This is a genomic window from Cupriavidus sp. P-10 (assembly GCF_003402535.2).
GTDB lineage: Bacteria > Pseudomonadota > Gammaproteobacteria > Burkholderiales > Burkholderiaceae > Cupriavidus.
This window is the reverse complement of the sequence record NZ_AP025171.1, coordinates 1,006,435-1,027,992: the sequence shown is the minus strand read 5'-3', so window position 1 is coordinate 1,027,992 and position 21,558 is coordinate 1,006,435. Positions and strand designations below refer to the sequence as shown.

General features: G+C 68.4%; 13 protein-coding genes. 2 read left to right on the top strand and 11 right to left on the bottom strand.

Annotation, left to right across the window (positions count from 1 at the left end):
* The first annotated feature begins 1 nt into the window (after position 1).
* Both CTP10_RS21765 and CTP10_RS21760 read left to right on the top strand, forming a co-directional pair.
* Positions 2–994 carry an FAD binding domain-containing protein gene (locus CTP10_RS21765; protein WP_116323846.1) on the top strand — a complete coding sequence of 331 codons (993 nt, stop codon included), beginning with the start codon at positions 2–4 and terminating at the stop codon, positions 992–994.
* A 12-nt stretch (positions 995–1,006) separates the two neighbouring features.
* Entirely contained in the window at positions 1,007–3,220 is a 2,214-nt protein-coding gene (locus CTP10_RS21760) for a xanthine dehydrogenase family protein molybdopterin-binding subunit (protein WP_116323845.1), read from the top strand.
* A 35-nt stretch (positions 3,221–3,255) separates the two neighbouring features.
* On the opposite strand, the gene CTP10_RS21755 is transcribed toward CTP10_RS21760, so the two are convergent.
* The 11 genes from CTP10_RS21755 to CTP10_RS21705 all read right to left on the bottom strand — a co-directional run bounded on the left by CTP10_RS21755 (position 3,256) and on the right by CTP10_RS21705 (position 21,524).
* Positions 3,256–6,657, bottom strand: a complete 3,402-nt coding sequence (locus CTP10_RS21755; RefSeq protein ID WP_116323844.1) for an error-prone DNA polymerase — start codon at positions 6,655–6,657, stop codon at positions 3,256–3,258.
* On the bottom strand, positions 6,654–8,222 hold the full coding sequence (locus CTP10_RS21750; protein ID WP_116323843.1) for a Y-family DNA polymerase: 1,569 nt from the start codon (positions 8,220–8,222) through the stop codon (positions 6,654–6,656). Before CTP10_RS21750 ends, CTP10_RS21755 begins: the two co-directional genes overlap by 4 nt.
* On the bottom strand, positions 8,155–9,087 hold the full coding sequence (imuA, locus tag CTP10_RS21745) for a translesion DNA synthesis-associated protein ImuA (protein WP_199414758.1): 933 nt from the start codon (positions 9,085–9,087) through the stop codon (positions 8,155–8,157). The genes CTP10_RS21750 and imuA overlap by 68 nt, the downstream gene beginning before the upstream one ends.
* 191 nt (positions 9,088–9,278) lie before the next feature.
* Positions 9,279–9,719, bottom strand: coding sequence for a PaaI family thioesterase (locus tag CTP10_RS21740; RefSeq protein ID WP_233528479.1), 441 nt, complete (start codon positions 9,717–9,719; stop codon positions 9,279–9,281).
* A 137-nt stretch (positions 9,720–9,856) separates the two neighbouring features.
* Positions 9,857–11,998: a PQQ-dependent dehydrogenase, methanol/ethanol family gene (locus CTP10_RS21735; RefSeq protein ID WP_116323841.1), complete on the bottom strand. Its 2,142-nt coding sequence runs from the start codon at positions 11,996–11,998 to the stop codon at positions 9,857–9,859.
* Between the two features lie 36 nt (positions 11,999–12,034).
* Positions 12,035–12,955 carry a transporter gene (locus tag CTP10_RS21730; protein ID WP_116323840.1) on the bottom strand — a complete coding sequence of 307 codons (921 nt, stop codon included), beginning with the start codon at positions 12,953–12,955 and terminating at the stop codon, positions 12,035–12,037.
* Between the two features lie 54 nt (positions 12,956–13,009).
* Positions 13,010–14,428, bottom strand: coding sequence for an aldehyde dehydrogenase family protein (locus CTP10_RS21725; protein ID WP_116323839.1), 1,419 nt, complete (start codon positions 14,426–14,428; stop codon positions 13,010–13,012).
* Positions 14,429–14,696: 268 nt separating this feature from the next.
* The gene (locus tag CTP10_RS21720) at positions 14,697–16,586 is read right to left on the bottom strand and encodes a sigma-54-dependent Fis family transcriptional regulator (protein WP_116323838.1); all 1,890 of its coding nucleotides are present in this window, start codon (positions 16,584–16,586) and stop codon (positions 14,697–14,699) included.
* Positions 16,587–16,931: 345 nt separating this feature from the next.
* Positions 16,932–17,801 (bottom strand): hydroxymethylglutaryl-CoA lyase, encoded by an 870-nt coding sequence (locus tag CTP10_RS21715; protein WP_116323837.1) that lies wholly within the window; start codon positions 17,799–17,801, stop codon positions 16,932–16,934.
* A gap of 20 nt (positions 17,802–17,821) precedes the next feature.
* Positions 17,822–19,837 (bottom strand): acetyl/propionyl/methylcrotonyl-CoA carboxylase subunit alpha, encoded by a 2,016-nt coding sequence (locus tag CTP10_RS21710; protein ID WP_271815883.1) that lies wholly within the window; start codon positions 19,835–19,837, stop codon positions 17,822–17,824.
* A 79-nt stretch (positions 19,838–19,916) separates the two neighbouring features.
* The gene (locus tag CTP10_RS21705; RefSeq protein WP_271815882.1) at positions 19,917–21,524 is read right to left on the bottom strand and encodes a carboxyl transferase domain-containing protein; all 1,608 of its coding nucleotides are present in this window, start codon (positions 21,522–21,524) and stop codon (positions 19,917–19,919) included.
* Positions 21,525–21,558: the final 34 nt, after the last annotated feature.

Sequence of the window (21,558 nt, the reverse complement as noted above, 5' to 3'; positions counted from 1 at the left end):
CATGCAGCCCTTCTCCTACGCGCGGCCCGATACCGTCGACGAAGCCCTGCAACTGGGCAGCCAGCCGGGCGCTCGCTATGTTGGCGGCGGCACCAACCTGCTCGACCTGGTCAAGGCCGGTGTTGAATCGCCGCAGCAACTGGTCGACGTCAGCCGGCTGCCGCTGGCGCAGGTCGAGGCGCTGCCCGACGGTGGCCTGCGCATCGGCGCGATGCTCACCAACACCGACGCCGCCAACCAGCCGCTGGTGCGCCAACGCTATCCGCTGCTGGCGCAGGCGCTGCTGTCCGGCGCTTCCGGGCAGTTGCGCAATATGGCGACCGTGGGCGGCAATCTGCTGCAGCGCACGCGTTGCCACTACTTCTACGACACCGGCTTCCCGGCCTGCAACAAGCGCAAGCCTGGCTCGGGCTGCAGCGCGCGCGACGGCATCAACCGGATGCACGCGATCCTTGGCGCCAGCGAGCATTGCATTGCCGTGCATCCGTCCGATATGTGCGTGGCGCTGGCCGCGCTGGAGGCCGTTATTGTCGTGCGTGCGCCAGGCGGCGAGCGCAGGATCCGGATCGCCGACTTCCATCGCTTGCCGGAAGACAAGCCGGAGATCGACACGACGCTGGCGCCCGGCGAGCTGGTCGTGGCGCTGGAGCTGCCACCCTCGCCCTATGCCGCCCATGCGCATTACCTGAAGGTGCGCGACCGGGCCAGTTTCGCCTTCGCGCTGGTCTCGGTGGCCGCGGCGCTCGAATTTGCCGACCATACCGTGCGCAGCGCGCGTCTGGCGCTCGGCGGCGTGGCACACAAGCCGTGGCGCGTGCCCGCTGCCGAGCAGGCACTGACCGGCCGGCCGCTGAGCGCGCACAGCGCGGCCGAGGCCGCCCGCCTGCTGCTAGATGGCGCCCGGTCCTATGAGCACAACGCCTTCAAGGTCGGGCTGGCGCAACGCGCCGTGGTGCGTGCGCTGCAGGTCGCGGCCCGCCCGCAAGGCGCATGAAGGAGCATGGCAATGAGCGTTACCGGCGCCCCCATCGACCGCACCGACGGCGTGCTCAAGGTCACCGGCCGCGCACGCTACGCAGCCGACCATGTCGTGCCAGGGATGGTCCACGCGGTAATGGTCACCAGCACCATCCCGCATGGCAAGGTGGAATCGATCGACAGCGCCGCATGCGAGCAGCTGCCCGGCGTGCGGCTGGTGATGACACCTTTCAACGCACCGAAACTGCCCAAGGGCGGCAAGGCCGGGGCCGATACGCCGACCGCCGGCCACGTGATGGCGCTGCTGCAGGACACCTCGGTGCATTACAACAACCAGCCCATCGCCGTGGTCGTGGCCGATACGCTGGAGCAGGCGCGTGAAGCAGCGACGCGACTGGTGTTCCGCTACCGCGAGGAGGCAGCCGTGCTGGACTTCGCGCAGGCGCGCGCGCGCGCCGGCAAGCCGAAGGGCGAAGACGCCGGCCAGGCCGACAGCCATCGCGGCGATGTCGACGCCGCGCTGCGCTCAGTGTCCACGACCGTCGACGAGGTCTACACCACGCCGATGGAGCACCACAACCCGATGGAGCCCCACGCGACCATCGCCGCCTGGGATGGCGACGCCTTGACGCTGTATGACTCGACCCAGTACATCACCGGCGTGCGCAAGGCGGTGGCGGCCACCCTCGGCATCCCCGCCGACAAGGTACGCGTGCGCTGCCCCTTCGTCGGCGGCGGCTTCGGCTGCAAGGGTTCGATGTGGTCGCACGTGGTGCTGGCGGCCATGGCGGCGCAAGCGGCCGGCAGGCCGGTCAAGCTGGTGGTCGACCGCGTGCAGATGTTCGGCCCGGTCGGCGCGCGGCCAGTCACCGAGCAGCACGTGGTCGCCGCCAGCGGTGACGATGGCCGCCTGCAGGCGCTGCGGCACGACGTCATCATCGGCAGCGCGCAACTCGAGGAATGGCTCGAGACTTGCGCCGTGCTGACGCGCTCGCTCTACGCATGCCCCAACCTGCAAACCAGCCACCGGGTGGCACGGCTGCAGATCGGCACCATGACCTTCATGCGTGCGCCGGGCGAAGCGCCGGGGAGCTTTGCATTGGAGTGCGCGCTGGATGAACTGGCCGATCGGCTCGGCATCGATCCGGTCGAGTTGCGTTTGCGCAACCACGCCGATGCCGATCCGCACAAGCAGAAGCCCTTCTCCAGCAAATCGCTGCGCGAATGCTATCGCGTGGCGGCAGAGCGCTTTGGCTGGTCGCGCCGCGATCCGAAGCCGCGCTCGATGCAGGCCGGCGGCATGCTGGTCGGACTGGGCATGGCCACCGCCACCTACCCTGCCAACCGCTCGGGCGCCAGCGCCATGGCGCGCATCCTGCCGGATGGCACGGCGCTGGTGCGCAGCGGGTCGCAGGACCTGGGCACCGGCACCTATACCGTGATGACACAGGTGGCCGCCGACGCGCTGGGCCTGCCGCCGGAGCGCGTGCGCTTTGAGCTGGGCGATACGGATTTCCCGGAGGCGCCGGTGTCGGGCGGCTCGCAATCGGTGGCCAGCGTCGCCCCGGCGGTGCAACAGGCAGCCGCCGCCGCACTTGGGAAGCTGGTGGCGCGGTCCGTGGCCGATCCCGCCTCGCCGCTGTCAGGCGCGCGCCCGGATGATGTGGAAGTCGTGGACGGCTGGTTGCGGCTGCGCAGCGACCCGTCGCGCCGGGAGCAGGTCGGCGCGGCCATCACGCGCGCTGGCGGCAAGCCCATCGAGGCCCACGCCAGCGCCGCGCCGGGCGACGAGCGCAAGCAATACTCGATGCATGCCTTCGGCGCCGTCTTTGCCGAAGTGCATGTCGATCCCGACCTTGGCGAGGTCCGCGTGCATCGCGTGGCCGGCTGCTACGACGTGGGCCGCGTGCTGAACCGCAAGACCGCGCATAGCCAGCTGGTGGGTGGCATCGTCTGGGGCATCGGCATGGCGCTGCATGAGAAAAGCGAACTGGACCTGGCCACCGGCCGCGTGGCCAATGCCAACCTTGCCGAATACCATGTGCCGGTCAGCGCCGACGTGGGGGAGATCGAGGTCGACATGCTGGACGGGCACGATCCGCATATCAATGCGCTGGGCACCAAGGGTATCGGCGAAATCGGCATCGTGGGGGTGGCCGCGGCCATTGCCAATGCTGTGTATCACGCGACTGGACGGCGTGTGCGCGATCTGCCGATGACGGTTGACAAGTTGCTGGACTGAGGTAAGCCGCAGCAACACCAAAACAACAAAAAATCTCAATGAAAATCCCGACTCCCCACCATCAACCTCCCCAGCAAAGGACTAAGATCCACCAGTTCCTTGGCCACAAGATGCCGCACGTCCCCCTGCCGCTGCCACGTCCCCACCACCCCCAGCAACGTAGCCCCCAACACCTCCTTCCGCTGCCTCTCCACCAGATCCGGCCATAAAATCAGATTGACCGTACCAGTCTCATCCTCGATCGTCGCAAAAATAGTCCCACTGGCCGTAGATGGCCGCTGCCGCACCGTGACGATCCCGCAAGCCCGCACCCGCCGCCCATTGCCACAGCGCTGCAGCTGACTGGCGGTAGCAAACCGCATCGCCTTCAACCTGTCCCGCAACAACGCCAGCGGATGAGATTTGAGCGAGAGCCCGAGGCTGGCGTAGTCCGCCGTCACATCCTCTCCCAGCCGCGGCGCAGGCAGTACGAGCGCATCTTCTGCCGGCGGCGCCTCATACAGAAGATCGCGGTGCGCCGCGTGTTCAGCCGCCGCGCGTGCCTGCCATCGCGCCTGCCGGCGATGACCCGCAAGCGGCGCCAGCGCGTCTGAAGCGGCCAGCACGTCGATATCATGCCGGTCCAGCGCGGCTCGCAGCGCCAGGTCTTCCACGCTGTCGAACGCACGCTGCGCACGCGCATCCTCGATCCGCAGCGCGGCCTCCTCGCGCATGCCCTTGACGCGGCTCAGGCCGAGGCGCACGTGCGGATGCGTTTGCGCGGCATCGGCCTCCACCGGCTCCAGCGTGCTTTCCCACCGGCTCAACGTGACGTCCACCGGCAAGACCTCCACCCCATGCCGCTGCGCATCCTGCACCAGCTGCGATGGCGAATAGAACCCCATCGGCTGGCTGTTCAGCAGCGCGCACAGGAAGGCCGACGGACGATGGCACTTGAGCCAGGAGCTGACATACACCAGCTTGGCGAAGCTGGCCGCATGGCTTTCCGGGAAGCCATATTCACCAAACCCCTCGATCTGCTTGCAGATCGCCAGCGCGAACGATTCGGGATAGCCATTGCGGGTCAGCGCACGCACCAGCGCGTCCTGATGCTGGCGGAGATCGCCGCGCCTGCGCCACGCCGCCATCGAGCGCCGCAGCTGGTCGGCCTGCCCCGGTGAGAAACCCGCCGCGTCGATGGCCAGTTGCATCACCTGTTCCTGGAAGATCGGCACGCCCAGCGTGCGGCCCAGCACTTTCTCGATCACGGCGTTGAAGAAGACCGGCGGCTTCTTCGTCAAACGGAACGCCTCGCGCCGCTTGAGGTAAGGGTGCACCATGCCACCCTGGATCGGGCCGGGGCGCACGATCGCCACTTCCACCACAAGGTCGTAGTACGCACGCGGCTGCAGCCTTGGCAGCATCGACTGCTGCGCCCTCGACTCGATCTGGAACACGCCGATGGTATCGGCCTTGCAGATCATGTCGTAAGTTTCCGGATCCTCCTTGGGGATGTCCTCCATGCGCGCAGGCAATCCCGCACGCGTTTCGTCGGGATTGGGGATCATCTCCAACGCCCGCCGGATCGCTGACAACATCCCAAGCGCCAGCACATCGACCTTGAGCAAGCCCAGCGATTCCAGGTCATCCTTGTCCCACTGGATCACGCTGCGGTCCGCCATGGCCGCGTTCTCGATCGGCACCAGCCGCGACAACTTGTGTCGCGCGATCACGAAGCCGCCGACGTGCTGCGACAAATGGCGCGGAAAGCCACGCAGCTGCGCAGTCAGGCTGGCCCACTGCTGCACCGCGGGCGAGTCGGGATCGAGCCCGTAGCGCGTGATCTTCTCCACGAAGCCGGGGCCGTCCCACCAGGCCTGGCCCTTGACCACCTGCTCGACCACACTCGCGTCGATGCCCAGCGCGCGGCCCACGTCGCGCAGCGCGCTGCGCGAACGGTAGGTGATCAGCGACGCCGCCAGCGCGGCACGGTGGCGGCCGTACTTCTGGTAGATGTACTGGATCACCTCCTCGCGCCGCTGGTGCTCGAAGTCGACGTCGATATCGGGCGGCTCATCGCGCTCGCGCGACAGGAAGCGGCCGAACAGCAGGTTGGCCTGCTCGGGGCTGACCTCGGTCACATACAGGCAGAAGCACACCAGCGAATTGGCGGCCGAGCCGCGGCCCTGGCACAGGATGCCGTTGGCGCGGGCAAAGCGCACGATGTCGTGCACGGTGAGGAAAAAGGGCTCGTACTGTTTTTCCTCGATCAGTAGCAGTTCTTCCTCCAGCTGCGCTTCCCATTCCGGCTTCAGGCCATTTGGAAAACGTTCCACCTTGCCGCGCTTCACTTCGTCGCGCAGGTAAGAGATCGGCGTATAGCCCGGCGGCACCAGCTCTTCGGGATATTCGTAACGCAGCATGCCCAGCGAAAAATCGCACTGCGCGGCAATCTTCAGCGTCTGCGCCAGCGCATCGCGCGGGTACAGGCGCGACAGCACCTGGCGCATGCGCAGGTGCTGCTCGGCATTGGGTGCCAGCGCCATGCCGCATTCGGCCAGCGGCTGGCCAAGCCGGATCGCGGACATCACGTCGGACAGCGGCTTGCGCGAGCGCACGTGCATGGTGACCGCGCCGGCGGCGGCCAACGGCACGCCGGTCTGTGCCGACACTGCTTCCAGGCGCGCGCGGTGCAGCCCGTCTGCATGGCCCTGCAGCAACTCCAGTGCGATCCATACGCGCTCGCCGAAGACGTCACGGCACCACTGCGCCTGTTCGCGCAGCAACTCGGGATCGGCGCAATAGTCGGGCAGCAGCAGCGCCAGGCAGCCCGGCATGCCGCGCAGGTGGGCTTCGTCGCCGGTCGGCGCGGCGATGTCTTCGGGGTGCAGCCGGTAGCTGCCCTTCTGCGCGCGGCGGCGGCCCAGCGTGATCAGCTCGGACAGGTTGCCGAAGCCGTCGCGGTGCTGGGCGATCAGCACCAGCCGCAGCGGCGGCCGGTCGGCACCATCGGCATCATCGGCGCCATCGGCCGGCGGCAGGCTGAAGCGGCTGCCGATCAGCAGCGCGAAGCTGTCGGCGGCGGCCACCAGCGCCTGCAGCCGCTGGTGGCGGCTGGCGTGCGCGGCGGGGTCGTCCTCGTCGGTATCGGCGTCGCCTTCGGGATCGAGCAGCGGCTCGTCGATGTCTGCCTCCGCGCCGCGCGCCGCGCTGCGTGCCACCGCATCGTGCAGGCGCTTGCGCAGCGTCTGGATCGCATCGTGGGCGCGCGCGGTGCCGGCCACCGAGCATTCATCGGTCAGCGCCAGTCCGCGGTAGCCCAGGCCGAAGGCGCGCTCGATCAGCTCGCCCGGGTGCGAGGCGCCGGTGAGGAAGGTGAAGTTGGAGATGCAGTGCAGCTCCACGTAGTCGGGCAGCGCCGGCAGCAGGCCGGGCAGCGAAGAGATCACCGGCGTCATGCGAACAACCCGTGCAGGAACCAGCGGTACTCGCTGCCCTCGTCCGCGCCGTGGCCGGGACGCTCGCGATAGATCCAGCAGCGCAGGCCATCGGCGCGCTCGGCGATGAAGTAATCGCGCGTGGCCAGCGCGCCGTCCCACCAGCCGGCCTCGATGCGCTCGGGCCGGCTCAGCAGCGCCAGCGGCCCGCCGTGGCTGGGGCGGTGCTGCTGCACCGGCAACGGCAGCGGTTGCGGCAGCAGCCACAGCGGGCGCTCTGGCAGCGGGCCCGGCATGGCGGCCGCCTTGCCGCCGGGCTGGGGTTCGTCGACCGGCATCCAGCGGTTGGCGCGCTCTGGACGGTGGTCCGCCAGCGGCCGCGGCTGCAGCACGTTGTCGCGGCCCAGCCGCGCCATCAGCGTATCGAGCAGGCGGCCCAGGTCTTCCGGCGTGCCGCCGGGTTCGGGGAACAGCGCATCGCTTTGCGGCACGCACGCCTGCATCGCCTCCACCCGCAGCACCAGTCCGGTGACGGGGGCGTGGAAGCTGAGCTTGTCGAGCTTCTCCCGCAGCAGCCGCGACAGGTGCGCGGGATCGCGGCTGGGCTGGGCCAGGCCTAGCGCGACCGGCGTCCCTTCAGTATCGACGCCGCGCCGGTAGCGCTCATGCTCCAGCACCAGCACGCAACGCGTGACGCCGGCCTGCAGCAGCGCCAGCCAGCCGGCCAGCGCCAGCAGCAGGCGCTGCGCGCCCGCCAGCACGCCTTCGGCGGATTCGATGCGCCCCGGCAGGTCCATGCGCTGCGCGAACGTGGGCGGCGCCGCGTACCAGGCAAAGCGCGCCGGGATCTCGCCATAGGCCTGGTCCAGCCGCGCCAGCAGTGCCGGGCCCAGCCGCCGCGTCAGGCCGGCGCGCGGCAGGCGCCGCACCTCGCCCAGCGTGCGGCAGCCGATGCCTTCGAGCCAGGCCGGGTCGGCCAGCGTGTGCAGCGCCTCGACCGGCAGGCGGTCGAGCAGCCGGTGCAGGCGCGCCATGCCCACCGCCCGGCGCGCGGGCCGCACCACGCCGCGGCGGGTGCGCCGCAGCGGCTGGCGCGCCAGCCAGGCGGCGCCGTGCGCGGTCGGGCCGCTGCCCACCTGGGCAATGGTGCCAAGCTGGCGCACGCAGGCGCGCACCGCGCGGCACATTGCGCGGTGGCCGCCGAAGAGGCGCAGGCTGGCGGTGACGTCGAGCATCACCGTGGCCGATTCGGGCTCCTCGTCGAACGTCACGGCCGGCGTGAAGCGCAGCAGCGCCAGCGCCACCGTTTCCATCAACGCGTCTTCCGCGACCGGGTCGCGCTCCAGCTGCACGATGTCCGCCGACAGCGCCTGCACGCCGCCGCGGCGCATGCCGTAGCGCACGCCCAGCTGCATCGCGGGACCGTTGGCCAGCACCACCTGCTCCTGCGCCATCACCGCCACCGGCAGCGCATGGTGCAGCGTGCCAGTGGCGGAGGATGGGCCGGCAGCAGCGGGCTCAGGCCAGTTGGGCTGCAGTGCGTCCAGGGGCAGGCGCGGCAGGTGCACCGCGATCCAGTACGGCATCGGGAGAAGACTGAGAAGACTGAGAAGACTGAGAAGGCGAAGGCATAACGGAACGCGCGGCGGCCGGGGCGCCGGCGGGCACGGGCCAGGCGGCCGTGCGCGTGGCTGCCTCCATCCCGCCCAGGTGCAGCAGCAACGGCGTATCGCGCACCGGCCCGCGCCGCTTGTGGAAGGTGATCGACAGCGCATTGCCGGGTTGCGGCGCCAGCAGCAGGCGCAGCACCGCTGGCGACGACTCGCGCAACGCCGCGGCCGGGCGCAGCGCCCACACCACCGCGTCGCCGGCCTGCGCCAGCACCTGCAGCCGGCGCAGCGCCCCGGGCCGGGCCGTGGGCAGCCACACCAGCACGCCGCCGAAGGCCTGGCTGCGCAGCACCTGCTCGGCCGCCCACAGCATGTCGGCCTGCTGCGCGCCCTTGGCCGCGCCTGCAGGCGGGCGCAGCCAGTACAGCTGGCGCGCCGGCAGGCCGGCCGCGGCCAGGCCCATCGCATTGGGCAGGCAAGGCGGCGCCACCAGCGCAATGCGGCGCCCCGCCCCGGCCAGCGCGCGCAGCGCCGGCAGCAGCAGGCGCAACTCGCCCGCGCCGGCCTGCGTGGTCAGCAGTTCGGTCAGGCCGCCGGCCGGCCAGCCCCCGCCGGGCAGTTCGGCAGAGAGCGCGTCATACCCGGTCGGGCACACCGCGGCGCTGCCGGCGCGGCCAAGCTGGCCGGCGCGCCACAGGCCGGGATAGCGCTGCTCGAGCGCTGACAGCGCCTGCTGCCGCGTAGCGTGGGCTGCCGGGGCTGCGGGCCTGGCCGGCGTCGGCGCAGGGAAAAGAAGGCCCTCCGCCGCCATGGGCGGGGCTGCGTACGATTGCGCAGGCATGTGAAGTCGGGATCGCTCGCGGGAAGCGAGAGACATAGGATATTTACGATAACTGTATATTTATACAGTATCGAGGCGAGCGCAAGGGGTAGTCGCGCGAAGGACACCCGAGGTGGTGCGCGGGGCACCGGAGGAAGGGATCGGGCGGACGAGCGTCCGCTTACGAGGAGAAAGGGGCACGCCCCCTCGCCTTACTTCAGGTACTTCATCGTGGCAACGCCCGTCGCCACCAGCAATTCATCATCGAGCCAGACCTCCGCGCGCGAGAAGAAGATCGAGCGCCCGCGCCGGTCGACGGTGCCCTTCGCCGTCAGCACACTGCCCGTGCCATTGCTCAGGAAGTTGGAAGTCAGCGACAGCGTCACCGCATGCCGCGCCGCCTCGCCCGGTGCCGAGAACAGGCCGGCATAGCCGGTGGCGGCGTCCAGTAGCGTGCAGATCGTGCCGCCATGGACCACGCGGCTGCGGTTCAGCATGCTGGATGTGACCGGCAGCTCAAGCTCGACGTAATCGGGGCGCCACTGCGTGATGCGGACACCGATGCTTTCGAGGGCGGGATTGTCGAGGGAGAGGTTGTCGAGGGCGCCGCCGGCGCCACCCTCCGTCACGGTTTCCGTTGATTGGATTTTCATTTCACTGCTCACCACGACTCAAATTGTCCAGGCGGTATTTCCTCGCGATTCGCGGCTCTGAGCAATTCCGATTTGGCGAACAGCCACTTTTGCACGCATGAAGCGCGCGGGCCAGCGCCGGCCCGCGCGCGCCCCCGTCAGGGCTTCTTAGGCCGCACCGCGTCCGCGGTGCCCTGGATGAACGCCTGGATCTTGACCACGTCCTCGGCCGTCAGCTTGCCGGTGAAATCCGGCATGCCCTTCTGCACGAACGGCCCGTTGAACAGGATCTTGTCCAGGTGCTCGATCATCGGCGCGCCGACATAAGCCAGGTTGGGGATATTGCCACCCTTGTCGACACCTGGCACGCCATGGCAGAAGACGCAGTTGTTGACGTAGAGCTTCTGCCCGTCGGCGACCTTGGCCGGGTCGTACTTCACCCCGCTCAGCAGCGGCGCCATCGCGTACGGCGCCGACTCTGGCATCGGCTTCTTGCCGTTGAGCACAAAGGTGTAGACCCGCCCCGGCGCCTGCCTGTCGCTGCCGCGCTGGCTCAGGCCATACACGCCGCCCCAGCCCACCGCCACCGAGACGTACTGCTTGCCGTCGAGCAGGTAGGTCACCGGCGCCGCCACCACGCCGGAGCCGGTCGGCGCCTGCCACAGCTTCTCGCCGGTGCCGGCGTGATACGCCACCAGCCGCCCGTCCGCGGTGCCCTGGAACACCAGGTTGCCAGCGGTCGCGAGCGTGCCGCCATTCCACGGCCCGGCATGGTCCTGGTGCCATACCGCCTTCTGCGCCAGCGGATCCCAGGCGATCAGCCGCCCCATCGGCTTGCTCCTGGGCGGCTCGGCATTGACCAGCATGCCCAGGTTCCAGCCCACGCCGCGATGCGCCTCCGGCGAGTCCTTCTGGTTGTGGGCCCACTCCTTGTTGTCGGCCAGCGTCAGCGGCACGTGCTGCGCCGGGATAAAGGCCAGCCCCAGCTTCGGGTGGAACGACATCGAATGCCAGTTGTGCGCGCCGAACGGCCCCGGCACGATATCCGCCGGCTTGCCCGATGTGTCCGACTGCGGCGTCTCGATCGGCCGGCCGTCCTTGTCATAGCCCGAGGCCCAGTTGACGTCGACGAAGTTCTTCGCCGAGATGAACTTGCCGTTGGTCCGGTCGATCACGAAGAAGAAGCCGTTCTTGGGCGCGTGCAGGATCACCTTGCGCGGCTGGCCGTCGATCTTCAGGTCGGCCAGGATGATGTCCTGCGTCGAAGTGTAGTCCCAGTTGTCGCCCGGGGTTTCCTGGTAGTGCCAGACGTATTCGCCGGTGTCGGGGTTCAGCGCCACCACGGAGGCCGCGTAGAGGTTGTCGCCGCCCTTCGGGCTGCGCAGCTTGCGGCTCCACGGACCGGCATTGCCGGTGCCGATGTACATCAGGTTCAGCTCGGGGTCGAACGCCATGGTGTTCCACACCGTGCCGCCGCCGCCGTTGACCCAGTACTTGCCGCTGGGATCCCAGGTGGCCGCGGCCTTTGCCATGGCTTCATTCTCGAAGGGCCTGGCGGGGTCGCCCGGCACCGTGTACCAGCGCCATTGCTGCTTGCCGGTCTCGGCATCGTAGGCGGTGATATAGCCGCGCACGCCGTATTCCGCGCCGCCGTTGCCGATGATCACCTTGCCGTTGTAGACGCGCGGCGCGCCGGTAATGGTGTAGGACTTGCTGCGGTCGACAATGGTGTCCTGCTCCCAGACCTTCTTGCCGGTGGCGGCGTCGATCGCCACCAGCCGGCCATCGAACGCGCCGACGAAGACCTTGCCCTTGTACAGCGCCACGCCGCGGTTGACCACGTCGCAGCAACCCTTGTAGGCCTGGTCGCGCGGCACCTGCGGGTCATAGGTCCACAGGCGCTTGCCGGTACGCGCGTCGATGGCATGCACCACGCTCCACGGCGCGGAGACATACATCACGCCATCGACCACCAGCGGCGTTGCTTCCACGCCGCGCGTTGATTCCAGGTCGTAGGACCACGCCAGCCCCAGGCCCTTGACGTTGCCCGCGTTCACCTGCTCAAGCTTGCTGAAGCGGGTCTCGGCGTAATCCAGGCCGTAACTGGGCCAGTTCGGCGTGCCGGCCTCGTTGGCGCGGATGGCGGCGCCATCCACGCGCGCGGCGGCGTTGGCCGGCTTGTTCGCTTTTGCCGAGCGAGTGGTGGCGATGCCGTCGGCGCCGAATACCATCGGCGCGGGCAGCGCCACACTGGCGGCGGCCATCACGCTCACTAACAGGCGTAGCTTGTTGCTATGCATCTTGATCTCCTCTGTCTTCTTTCTTGATATGGCGTGTCAGAACACCTTGAGCAGGCGCAGGTTGGCGCGCAGGTTCTCCATCGGCCCGTTGCGCACCGAGATATCGCGGCCGAAGGTGCCGAGGACCTGGAACGTCGCTGCCGGGAACCAGGCGAAACCGACCAGGAACTTCGACGTATTGGTGCGGTCGTCGCGCGATACGTTGTTGACCGAGGTCTCGCCGCCGAAGGCATACGACAGCCCGCCGCGCACATCGAAGCGTTCGGTGAAGTGGTAGCGCAGCCAGCCCTGCCCCTGCACCAGGGCGTCCTGCCTGAGCGTGGCCGAGTTCGGGCCGTACTTGCTGTTGTTGCCGAACACCGTGACGTCCGCCACCAGGTCGAGCGTGACCTTGTCGGTAATCGGCGTGATATAGCCTGCCTGCAGCGCAAACTTCCAGCGGTGCTCGCCGAGGTTCAGCGGACGGTTCTGGTCGTAGCTGCCGGTCGGCACGAACAGGAACGGCGTGATGCCGAAATAGCGCTTCCTGTCGGGCTGGTTCACCAGCCACACCGTCGACGCCAGGATCAGGTCGCCCACGCCGCTGGCACTGCCCAGCGCGCTGAGGTTGTCGGTGGCGCGCAGCTTGCCGAACGGCAGCAGGAACTGCGGGTCGATGGTGATGCCGCCGACTTCCATGAACCGCACATAGCGCACGATGCCCACGTCCGAATCCAGGTTGCCGCCCGCGACGCGGTTGCCGCCGGCATAGACGCGGTCGCGCTGCGCATGCTGGTAGTACAACAGGCCGAGATTGGTGCCCGCGGGCAATGCGGTGTAATCGCCCGCGTCTACGTCAATGGCGCGCGCGGGGGATGCGCCGAGCAGCAGGGCCAATGCCAAGCCGGCCGCCGGCGCTGCAGCGCTGCGTACAGGCGAGCGCAGTCCCCGGCCACCGGCCGTTCTGGTTTGATGCATGTCTCCTCCGGTTTTCTTCTTGTCTGTGGCCCGCCGGGCGGCGGGCATGCGGCATCAGCCCGCCTGTGCCCGCGCGATATTGATCACGCTCAGTTGCGCATACTCGGCCAGCCCTTCCGGCCCGAATTCCACGCCGACGCCAGACTCCTTGGCGCCCACCAGCGGGATATGCGGGCCGAAATGCAGGTGGTGGTTGACCCATGCCGTGCCCACGTCGAGACGCCACGCCACCCCACAGGCGCGCTCTTCGTCGCGGGACCACACCGAGCCACCGAGTCCGTAGGGCGTGCCGTTGGCGCGCGCCACAGCTTCGTCGATGCTGTCGAACTTCAGCACCGGCAGGATCGGGGCGAACTGCTCCTCGGCCACCAGTTCGCTGCGGTCAGTCAGATCGCGCACGATGGTCGGGGCGACGAAGTAGCCATCGCCCTTGAGCAATGCACCGCCCGCCAGGATCTTGCCGTCGCGCCGCGCGCTGGCCAGAAAGCGGCCGGCCTTGTCGTACTGCATGGCGTTCTGCAGCGGCCCCATCGTGACGCCGGCTTCGGCGCCGTTGCCGACCACCGCGCGCCCGGCCAGGTCGGCCAGCGCGTCGCACAGCGCGTCATGGACCGAGGCATGCACGTACAGCCGCTTCAGTGCCAGGCATACCTGCCCGCAGTTGTAGAAGGCGCTCCCAAAGATCTTCGGCGCGATGTCCGCCACGTCGGCATCGTCGAGCACGATGGCCGCGTCGTTGCCGCCCAGTTCCAGCGTGATGCGCTTCAGCCCCGGGCCGGCACTTGCCATCACCTTCTTGCCGGTCGCGGTCGAGCCCGTGAACGAGACCTTGGCCACGTCGGGATGCGAGGTCAGGTAGCTGCCCAGGTCATTGGCATCGGTGATGACATTGACCACGCCCGGCGGCAGCAGGTCGGACAGGATCGCGCCGAGTTGCAGCGTTGCCACCGGCGTGGTCGGCGCGGGCTTGAGCACCACGGCATTGCCCATCAGCAGCGCCGGCGCGAGCTTGTAGGCGGCGATCAGCACCGGGAAATTCCAAGCCGCGATCGCGGCCACCACGCCCAGCGGCTTGTGGTGCAGTTCGATGCGGTGGGTGGCATCGTCCTGCACCAGCGAGACCGGCAGCTCCAGCCCGGCGATATGGCGCACGAAGGCTGCGGCGAACTGCAGCTCCTGGCGCGCTTCGGCCAGTGGCTTGCCCTGCTCCAGCACCAGCGTGGCGGCTAGGTCTTCGGCGTTGCCGTGCAGCTCGTCGGCAAAGCGCAGCAGCAACGCGCGCCGCTGCGCCAGTTCCAGCGCGGCCCAGGCGGGTTGCGCGGCCTTGGCGGCAGCGACCGCGGCGGCGGCCTCGCGCTCGGTGGCGCGCGATACCGTGGTGAACACCTTGCCGGTGGCGGGGTTGACCACGTCGAGCGTGGTGCTGCCCTGCACGATTTTTCCGTTGATCAGCAGTCCTGCATTGCCGTGCATCGCCTGTCTCCTCATGTTGATCCTTGGGTCGAACCCTGTTGGTATGCGATGCCCTGCAACGCAAGCGCCGTGCCCGCCGCCCAAATCGCGCACAGGTGCGTGTTTTTGCGCCAGTTTTCGCCTGCAACGTCGTCGCGAGGCTGCCTGGGATGTCGCAATCTGAGCCAATGTCTCGATACAGCCAAGACAGGCGGTCAATAAAAAACCCCCGCTGCCACGGCGTGGCGAGCGGGGGTTCGATGGAGGGATGGGAGGTGGGAGAACCGTTCTAGCGGATCTTGGCGCGCGCCATCTTGCGGTACAGCGTCGCGCGCGAGATGCCGAGTGCGCGCGCGGCTTCGGAGCGGTTGCCGCTGAGTTCGTCGAGGGTGCGCTGGATCAGCGCGTCCTGCGCCTGCGCCAGCAGCATCGGCTGGCCTGCCGTGGGCAGCAGGTCCGCCACCGTCGCGCGTGTTGCCGCATCCAGCCAGCTTTCGTCGAGATGCTCGCGCCGGATTGCCTCGCTGAGGCCAGACAGCGCCACCGCGGTGCGCAGCACCTGGTGCAGCTCGCGCACGTTGCCCGGCCAGGGATGCGACATCAGCAGCGCCATCACGTCGGCGTCGAGCGCCTTGCGCCGGCCGCGCGCCAGCGTCTGCAGCATCGCCGCGATCAGCTCGGGCAGGTCGGTGCGGTCGCGCAGCGCTGGAACGCGCACCGACATGCCGTTGATGCGGAAATACAGGTCTTCGCGGAAGGCGCCCTGCCGCACCAGTTCCGGCAGGCTGCGGTGCGTGGCGCAGATCACCGACAGGTCGACAGGGATCGCCTTGGTCGCGCCCACACGTGTTACGCAGCGCTCCTGCAGCACGCTCAGCAGCCGCGTCTGCAATGCCAGCGGCATGTCGCCGATCTCGTCCAGGAACAGCGTGCCATGGTTGGCCTGCTCGATCTTGCCCGCGCTGCCGCCACGGCGGCTGCCGGTAAAGGCGCCGTCGGCATAGCCGAACAGCTCGGCTTCGGCCAGCCCTTCGGGAATGGCCGAGCAGTTGATCGAGACAAAGCTGCCGGCCGGCCGGCTGGCCTCGTGCAGCGCGCGCGCCAGCATGGTCTTGCCGGTGCCGGTCTCTCCCAGCAGGATCACCGGCACCTGCGCGCCGACCGCCATGCTGGCCTTGTCGAAGGCGCGCGCCAGCGTGGCATCGGCAATCAGGTGGCCAGCCAGCGGACCGGTGTCGTCGGCGCGCGGCGCGGCGCCGGGGGAACGCGCACGCTGGGTTTCACTTGCCGACACATGCAGGCGCCCGCCGGCGACCGTGCGCACGACGCTTTGCACCGCGCCTCCCGGGCCATACATGCCTTCGGCAAAGACGCTGCCGATATCGATCGCGCCGATCTCGGCGTTGCCGAGCCGCAGCATGTCGCGCGCGGTATGGTTTGCCGCCACGATCACGCCGTCGGCGGAGACCGCGACGATGCCTTCCGCCGGTGTATGCAGCATGCGCCGGTCGTGGTGCAGGCGCACGATGCAGCAGCCAGGCAGCCGCTCAAAGGTGCGGTTGCCGATCGACGTGGCCGCCGCGCGCACGTGGCTGACCGCGTAGGCCGGCAAGTCGACGCCGAAGCCAGTGATATCGAGCACGCCGATCAGGCGGTCGTGGCAATCGTAGATCGGCGCGGCGGCACAGACCACGTCGACCAGTTCATGCAGGAAATGCTCGCCGCGGCGAATCTCGACGGCGCTGCCGCCCTCAGCCAGCAGGCAGCCGGGCGCGTTGGTGCCGATGCCGGTCTCGCAGATGCGCCGGCCATGCTGCAGCGGCGACGGCCCGCCCGGCCCCGCGCCCAGGCGCCCGTGGGATGACACGATCATGCCTTCGGCATTGGTGCACAGCACGATCCACTGCTGCGACGGAAAGGCGCCGGCCAGCACCTCCATGTCGGCGCCGGCCAGTTCGATCAGCGTGCGGTTCTCTTCTTCGCTGCGCCGGACTTCGCTATGCGTGATGACATCCGAAAACAGCATGCGCTGCTCGGGACGCACGCCCGCGCGCGCGGCACGTTGCCACGAACGCACGATCAGGTCGGACACGACGCCGGCGGGCACGTCCTTTCCGTCGAGGAACTCCCGCCGTGCAACGTTGGCATCGCACAGCAGGCTTGTCGGTGCGGGTGGCATTACCTTGTCTCCAGTGGTCGGTGTCGCGCGCTGCCGTATGAGGGCTAATTGCGCCGATGCCGGTGGCACGCCCGGCCGTCGTTGCGGCCAGGTCATCTATGTGCGCTGCCTGTGCTGTAGTTGGGGCGGCGCGAACTGGAAAGGTACTTTAAGAGAGCCCCCGGGCGAATTCAAGCGTTGTGTGGCAGGTTTGGCGAGGCTGTCTCAGGATAATGCGGGCGGTGTCTCAATATGAGACAGGTGGGTTGCGAAAGCGACGCAGGACGGTACGTTCCAACGCTGGAATTGCACATGTGGTCTCCCCCCTCCCGCACGCGGGAGAAGGGCGCAACCTCCGCGCTCGGACTATTGCAGTACCGGCTTGCCGATGGCCCTGGAGATCAGTCCGGCAGCCGCAATAACCTTGTCCAGATCAACCCCGGTCTCCATCCCCAGGCTCGCCAGGCGCTGCAGCAATGCCTCCGTCGCCACGTTACCGGTCGCGCCCTTCGCATACGGGCACCCACCAAGCCCGGCGACCGAAGCATGGAAGATGCGGATGCCGGCTTCCAGGCTCGCCTCGACATTGGCCAGCGCATGCCCATACGTGTCGTGGAAATGCCCGGAAAGCTGCGCCAGCGGGAATTCCGTGGCCGCGGCACGCATCACGGCCTTTACCTTGTCTGGCGTGCCAACGCCGATGGTGTCTGCGATATCGATCTCGTCGCAGCCCAGTTCGCGCATGCGCCTCACCACGTCGACCACGGCATCGATCGGCACCTCGCCCTGGTAAGGGCAGCCCAGCGCGCACGACACGCTGGCGCGAAGCCGCACGCCCTTCGCCTTGGCGGCCGCGGCAACGGGCTCGAAGCGCGCCATCGACTCGGCGATCGAGCAGTTGATGTTCTTCTGCGAGAACGCCTCGCTGGCCGCGCCGAAAATCACGACCTCGTCGGCGCCCGCCGCAAGCGCGCCTTCCAGGCCCTTCATGTTCGGCGTCAGCGCAGAGTAGATGGTGCCGGGCCGCCGCCTGATCGCAGCCATGACCTGCGCACCGTCGGCCATCTGCGGCACCCACTTCGGCGAGACGAACGATGCCACTTCGATATTGGGGAAGCCCGCGTCGGTGAGTTGGTCGATCAACGCCACCTTGGTCTCGGTGGGGATCAGGCTCTTCTCATTCTGCAAGCCATCGCGCGGGCCGACTTCAACGACCTTGACCTTGTCCGCATGCATGTGTCGTCTCCGTCAGTGTTTCAGGTACCGAACGCGAGCAGTTGCGCGCCCTCGGTCACCTGTTCGCCTACGCCGTAAAGCACTTCGCTGATCACGCCGTCGGCCGGTGCGCTGATGGTGTGCTCCATCTTCATCGCCTCCATCACCAGCAGCGGCGTGCCGCGTGTGACGGTGCTGCCGGCTTCGACCATCACCGCGATGACCTTGCCCGGCATTGGCGCGGTCAGCTTGCCGCCCTCGCCTTCGGCTTCGCCGGCGTGGGACAGCGGATCGATCCAGCCCAGCAGCACCTGCCGGCCCGCGGCGAAGACGTGGAAGTCGTCCGCTTCCGCATGCACGTGCCCGTGCACGCGGCGCGTGCCGAGATCGATGCGGATATCGTCGGCCTTGCATACCGCGGCGAATGGCACAGACTCGCCAGCGTAGGCCAGGGTGCTGCCGCGCGCGTTGACGTGCAGCGTCACGTCGAGCACCTGGTCGCCGTAGCCAAAGCGCAGCTGCCGCGATGCGCTGCCGTTCAGCCGCCAGGCACCGCCGTGGGTCCACGGCGAATGCTGGTCGGCGGCGTCGATGCGGCGCTCGCGCGTTTCGCGGTCCAGCAGCGCAGCCACCGCCAGCGCGACGGTGTCGATGCCGACCGGCTCAGGCAGCGGGAACAGTTCGCTCTCGTTGCGCTCGATCAGGCCGGTATCGAGGTCCGCGGTGCGGAACGCCTGCGACGACACCAGCCGCTGCAGGAACGCCACGTTGGTCGACAGGCCGACCACATGGTATGCCGCCAGCGCCTGGCGCATGCGCGCCAGCGCCTCGTCGCGGTCCTTGCCCCAGACGATCAGCTTGGCGATCATCGGGTCGTAGTACGGGCTGATGGTGTCGCCTTCGCGCACGCCGGCATCGATGCGGATGCCGGCCGGGCCATGCGCATCTTCGCCACGCATGAACTGCACCGCCGGCGGCGTGCGCAGGAAGCGCAGCGTGCCGGTGGAGGGCAGGAACTGCTTGTCGGGGTTCTCGGCGTAGATGCGCGCTTCCAGCGCATGGCCGTCGATGCGCAGTTGCTGCTGCGTGAGCGGCAGCGGCTCGCCGGCGGCGACGCGCAGTTGCCATTCGACCAGGTCCTGCCCGGTGATCATCTCGGTGACCGGGTGCTCGACCTGCAGGCGCGTGTTCATCTCCATGAAATAGAACGAGCCATCCTGGTTGGCGATGAACTCGACGGTGCCGGCGCCGACATAGCCCACCGCCTTGGCGGCGGCGACTGCCGCTTCGCCCATGGCGCGGCGGCGTTCTTCTGTCATGCCCGGCGCGGGCGCCTCTTCCAGCACCTTCTGGTGGCGGCGCTGCACCGAGCAGTCGCGCTCGAACAGGTAGACGCAGTTGCCGTGGGTATCGGCGAACACCTGGATTTCGATATGGCGCGGGCGGGTCAGGTACTTCTCGACCAGCACCTTGTCGTCGCCGAAGCTGGCGCTGGCCTCGCGCTTGACCGACGCCAGCGCGGCCTCGAAGCCATCGCCCGACTCGACCACGCGCATGCCCTTGCCGCCGCCGCCCGCGCTGGCCTTGAGCAGCACCGGGTAGCCGATGCGGTCGGCCTCGCGGCGCAGCAGCGCCGCGTCCTGGTCTTCGCCGTGATAGCCCGGCACCAGCGGCACCGACGCCTTTTCCATCAACTGCTTGGCCGCGCTCTTGCTGCCCATGGCGTGGATGGCGGAGGCCGGCGGGCCAATGAAGACCAGCCCGGCCGCGGCGCAGGCCTCGGCGAAGGCTTCGTTCTCGGACAGGAAGCCGTAGCCCGGGTGGATCGCCTGGGCGCCGGTCGCCTTCGCCATCTCGATGATGTGGTCGGCGCGCAGGTAGCTGTCGCGCGCGGCGGCGGCGCCGATATGGACCGCCTCGTCGCAGAAGGCGACGTGGCGTGCATTGGCGTCGGCATCCGAGTACACCGCGACGGTGCGGATGCCGAGCCGGCGGCAGGTGGCGGCCACGCGGCAGGCGATCTCGCCGCGGTTTGCGATCAGGACTTTGGTGAACATGACTTCGCCTTTCGCTCCTCGCGGGGAGCGTTCTTGACAACGATTCTGGGATACCTGGAGGGCAGGATTACATGCCGAATTACATACGGAAGACGCCGAACTTCATGTCCTCGATCGGCGCGTTCAGGCTGGCCGACAGGCCCAGCCCCAGCACCGTGCGCGTCTGCGCGGGATCGATCACGCCGTCGTCCCACAGCCGCGCGCTGGCGTAGTACGGGTGGCCCTGGTGCTCGTACTGGTCGCGGATCGGCTGCTTGAAGGCGTCTTCCTCTTCCGCGCTCCACTTGCCGCCCTTGCCCTCGATGCCATCGCGGCGCACCGTCGCCAGCACGCTCGCGGCCTGCTCGCCGCCCATCACCGAGATGCGCGCGTTCGGCCACATCCACAGGAAGCGCGGCGAATAGGCACGGCCGCACATGCCGTAGTTGCCGGCACCGAACGAGCCGCCGATGATCACGGTGAACTTGGGCACCTGCGCCGTCGCCACCGCGGTCACCATCTTGGCGCCGTTGCGGGCGATGCCTTCGTTCTCGTACTTGCGCCCCACCATGAAGCCGGTGATGTTCTGCAGGAACACCAGCGGGATCTTGCGCTGGCAGCACAGCTCGATAAAGTGCGCGCCCTTCAGCGCCGACTCGGAGAACAGGATGCCGTTGTTGGCGACGATGCCGACCGGGTAGCCCCAGATGCGCGCGAAGCCGCATACCAGCGTGGTGCCGTAGCGCGCCTTGAACTCGTCGAACTCGGAGCCGTCGACGATGCGCGCGATCACCTCGCGCACGTCATAGGGCTTGCGCGTGTCGGTGGGGATCACGCCGTACAGTTCTTCCACCGGGTACAGCGGTTCGGCCGGCTCGTGCAGGCGGATCTGGTCCGGCTTGCGGCGGTTCAGGTGCTGCACGATATTGCGCGCCAGGCTCAGCGCGTGGTGGTCGTTCTGCGCGAAGTAGTCGGCCACGCCGGACAGGCGCGTATGCACGTCGGCGCCGCCCAGGTCCTCGGCGCTGACTTCCTCGCCGGTGGCGGCCTTCACCAGCGGCGGCCCGCCCAGGAAGATGGTGCCCTGGTTCTTGACGATGATTGACTCGTCGCTCATCGCCGGCACGTAGGCGCCACCTGCGGTGCAGGAACCCATCACCACCGCGATCTGCGGGATGCCCTGCTTGGACAGGTTGGCCTGGTTGTAGAAGATGCGGCCGAAGTGGTCGCGGTCGGGGAACACGTCGTCCTGGTTGGGCAGGTTGGCGCCCCCGGAATCGACCAGGTAGATGCACGGCAGGTTGTTCTGCTCGGCGATCTCCTGCGCGCGCACATGCTTCTTGACCGTGATCGGATAATACGTGCCGCCCTTGACGGTGGCGTCGTTGCAGACGATCACGCACTCCTGCCCGGCCACGCGGCCGATGCCGGTGATAATGCCGGCGCCCGGCGCGGCATCGTCATACATGTCGTAGGCCGCGAGCTGCGACAGCTCCAGGAAGGGGGTGCCCGGATCCAGCAGTTGCTGCACGCGGTCGCGCGGCAGCAGCTTGCCGCGCGACAGGTGCTTGTCGCGCGCGGCCTCGCCGCCGCCTTCCGCCAGCCTGGCGATCTTCGCTTCCAGGTCGGCAACCAGTGCCTGCATTGCCTGCGCGTTCGTCTTGAACGCTTCGGAGCGTGCGTTCAGCTTTGTCTCAATTGCCGCCATATCAGCCTCGGCCAGTCAGTTCGTTGTAGGGTGC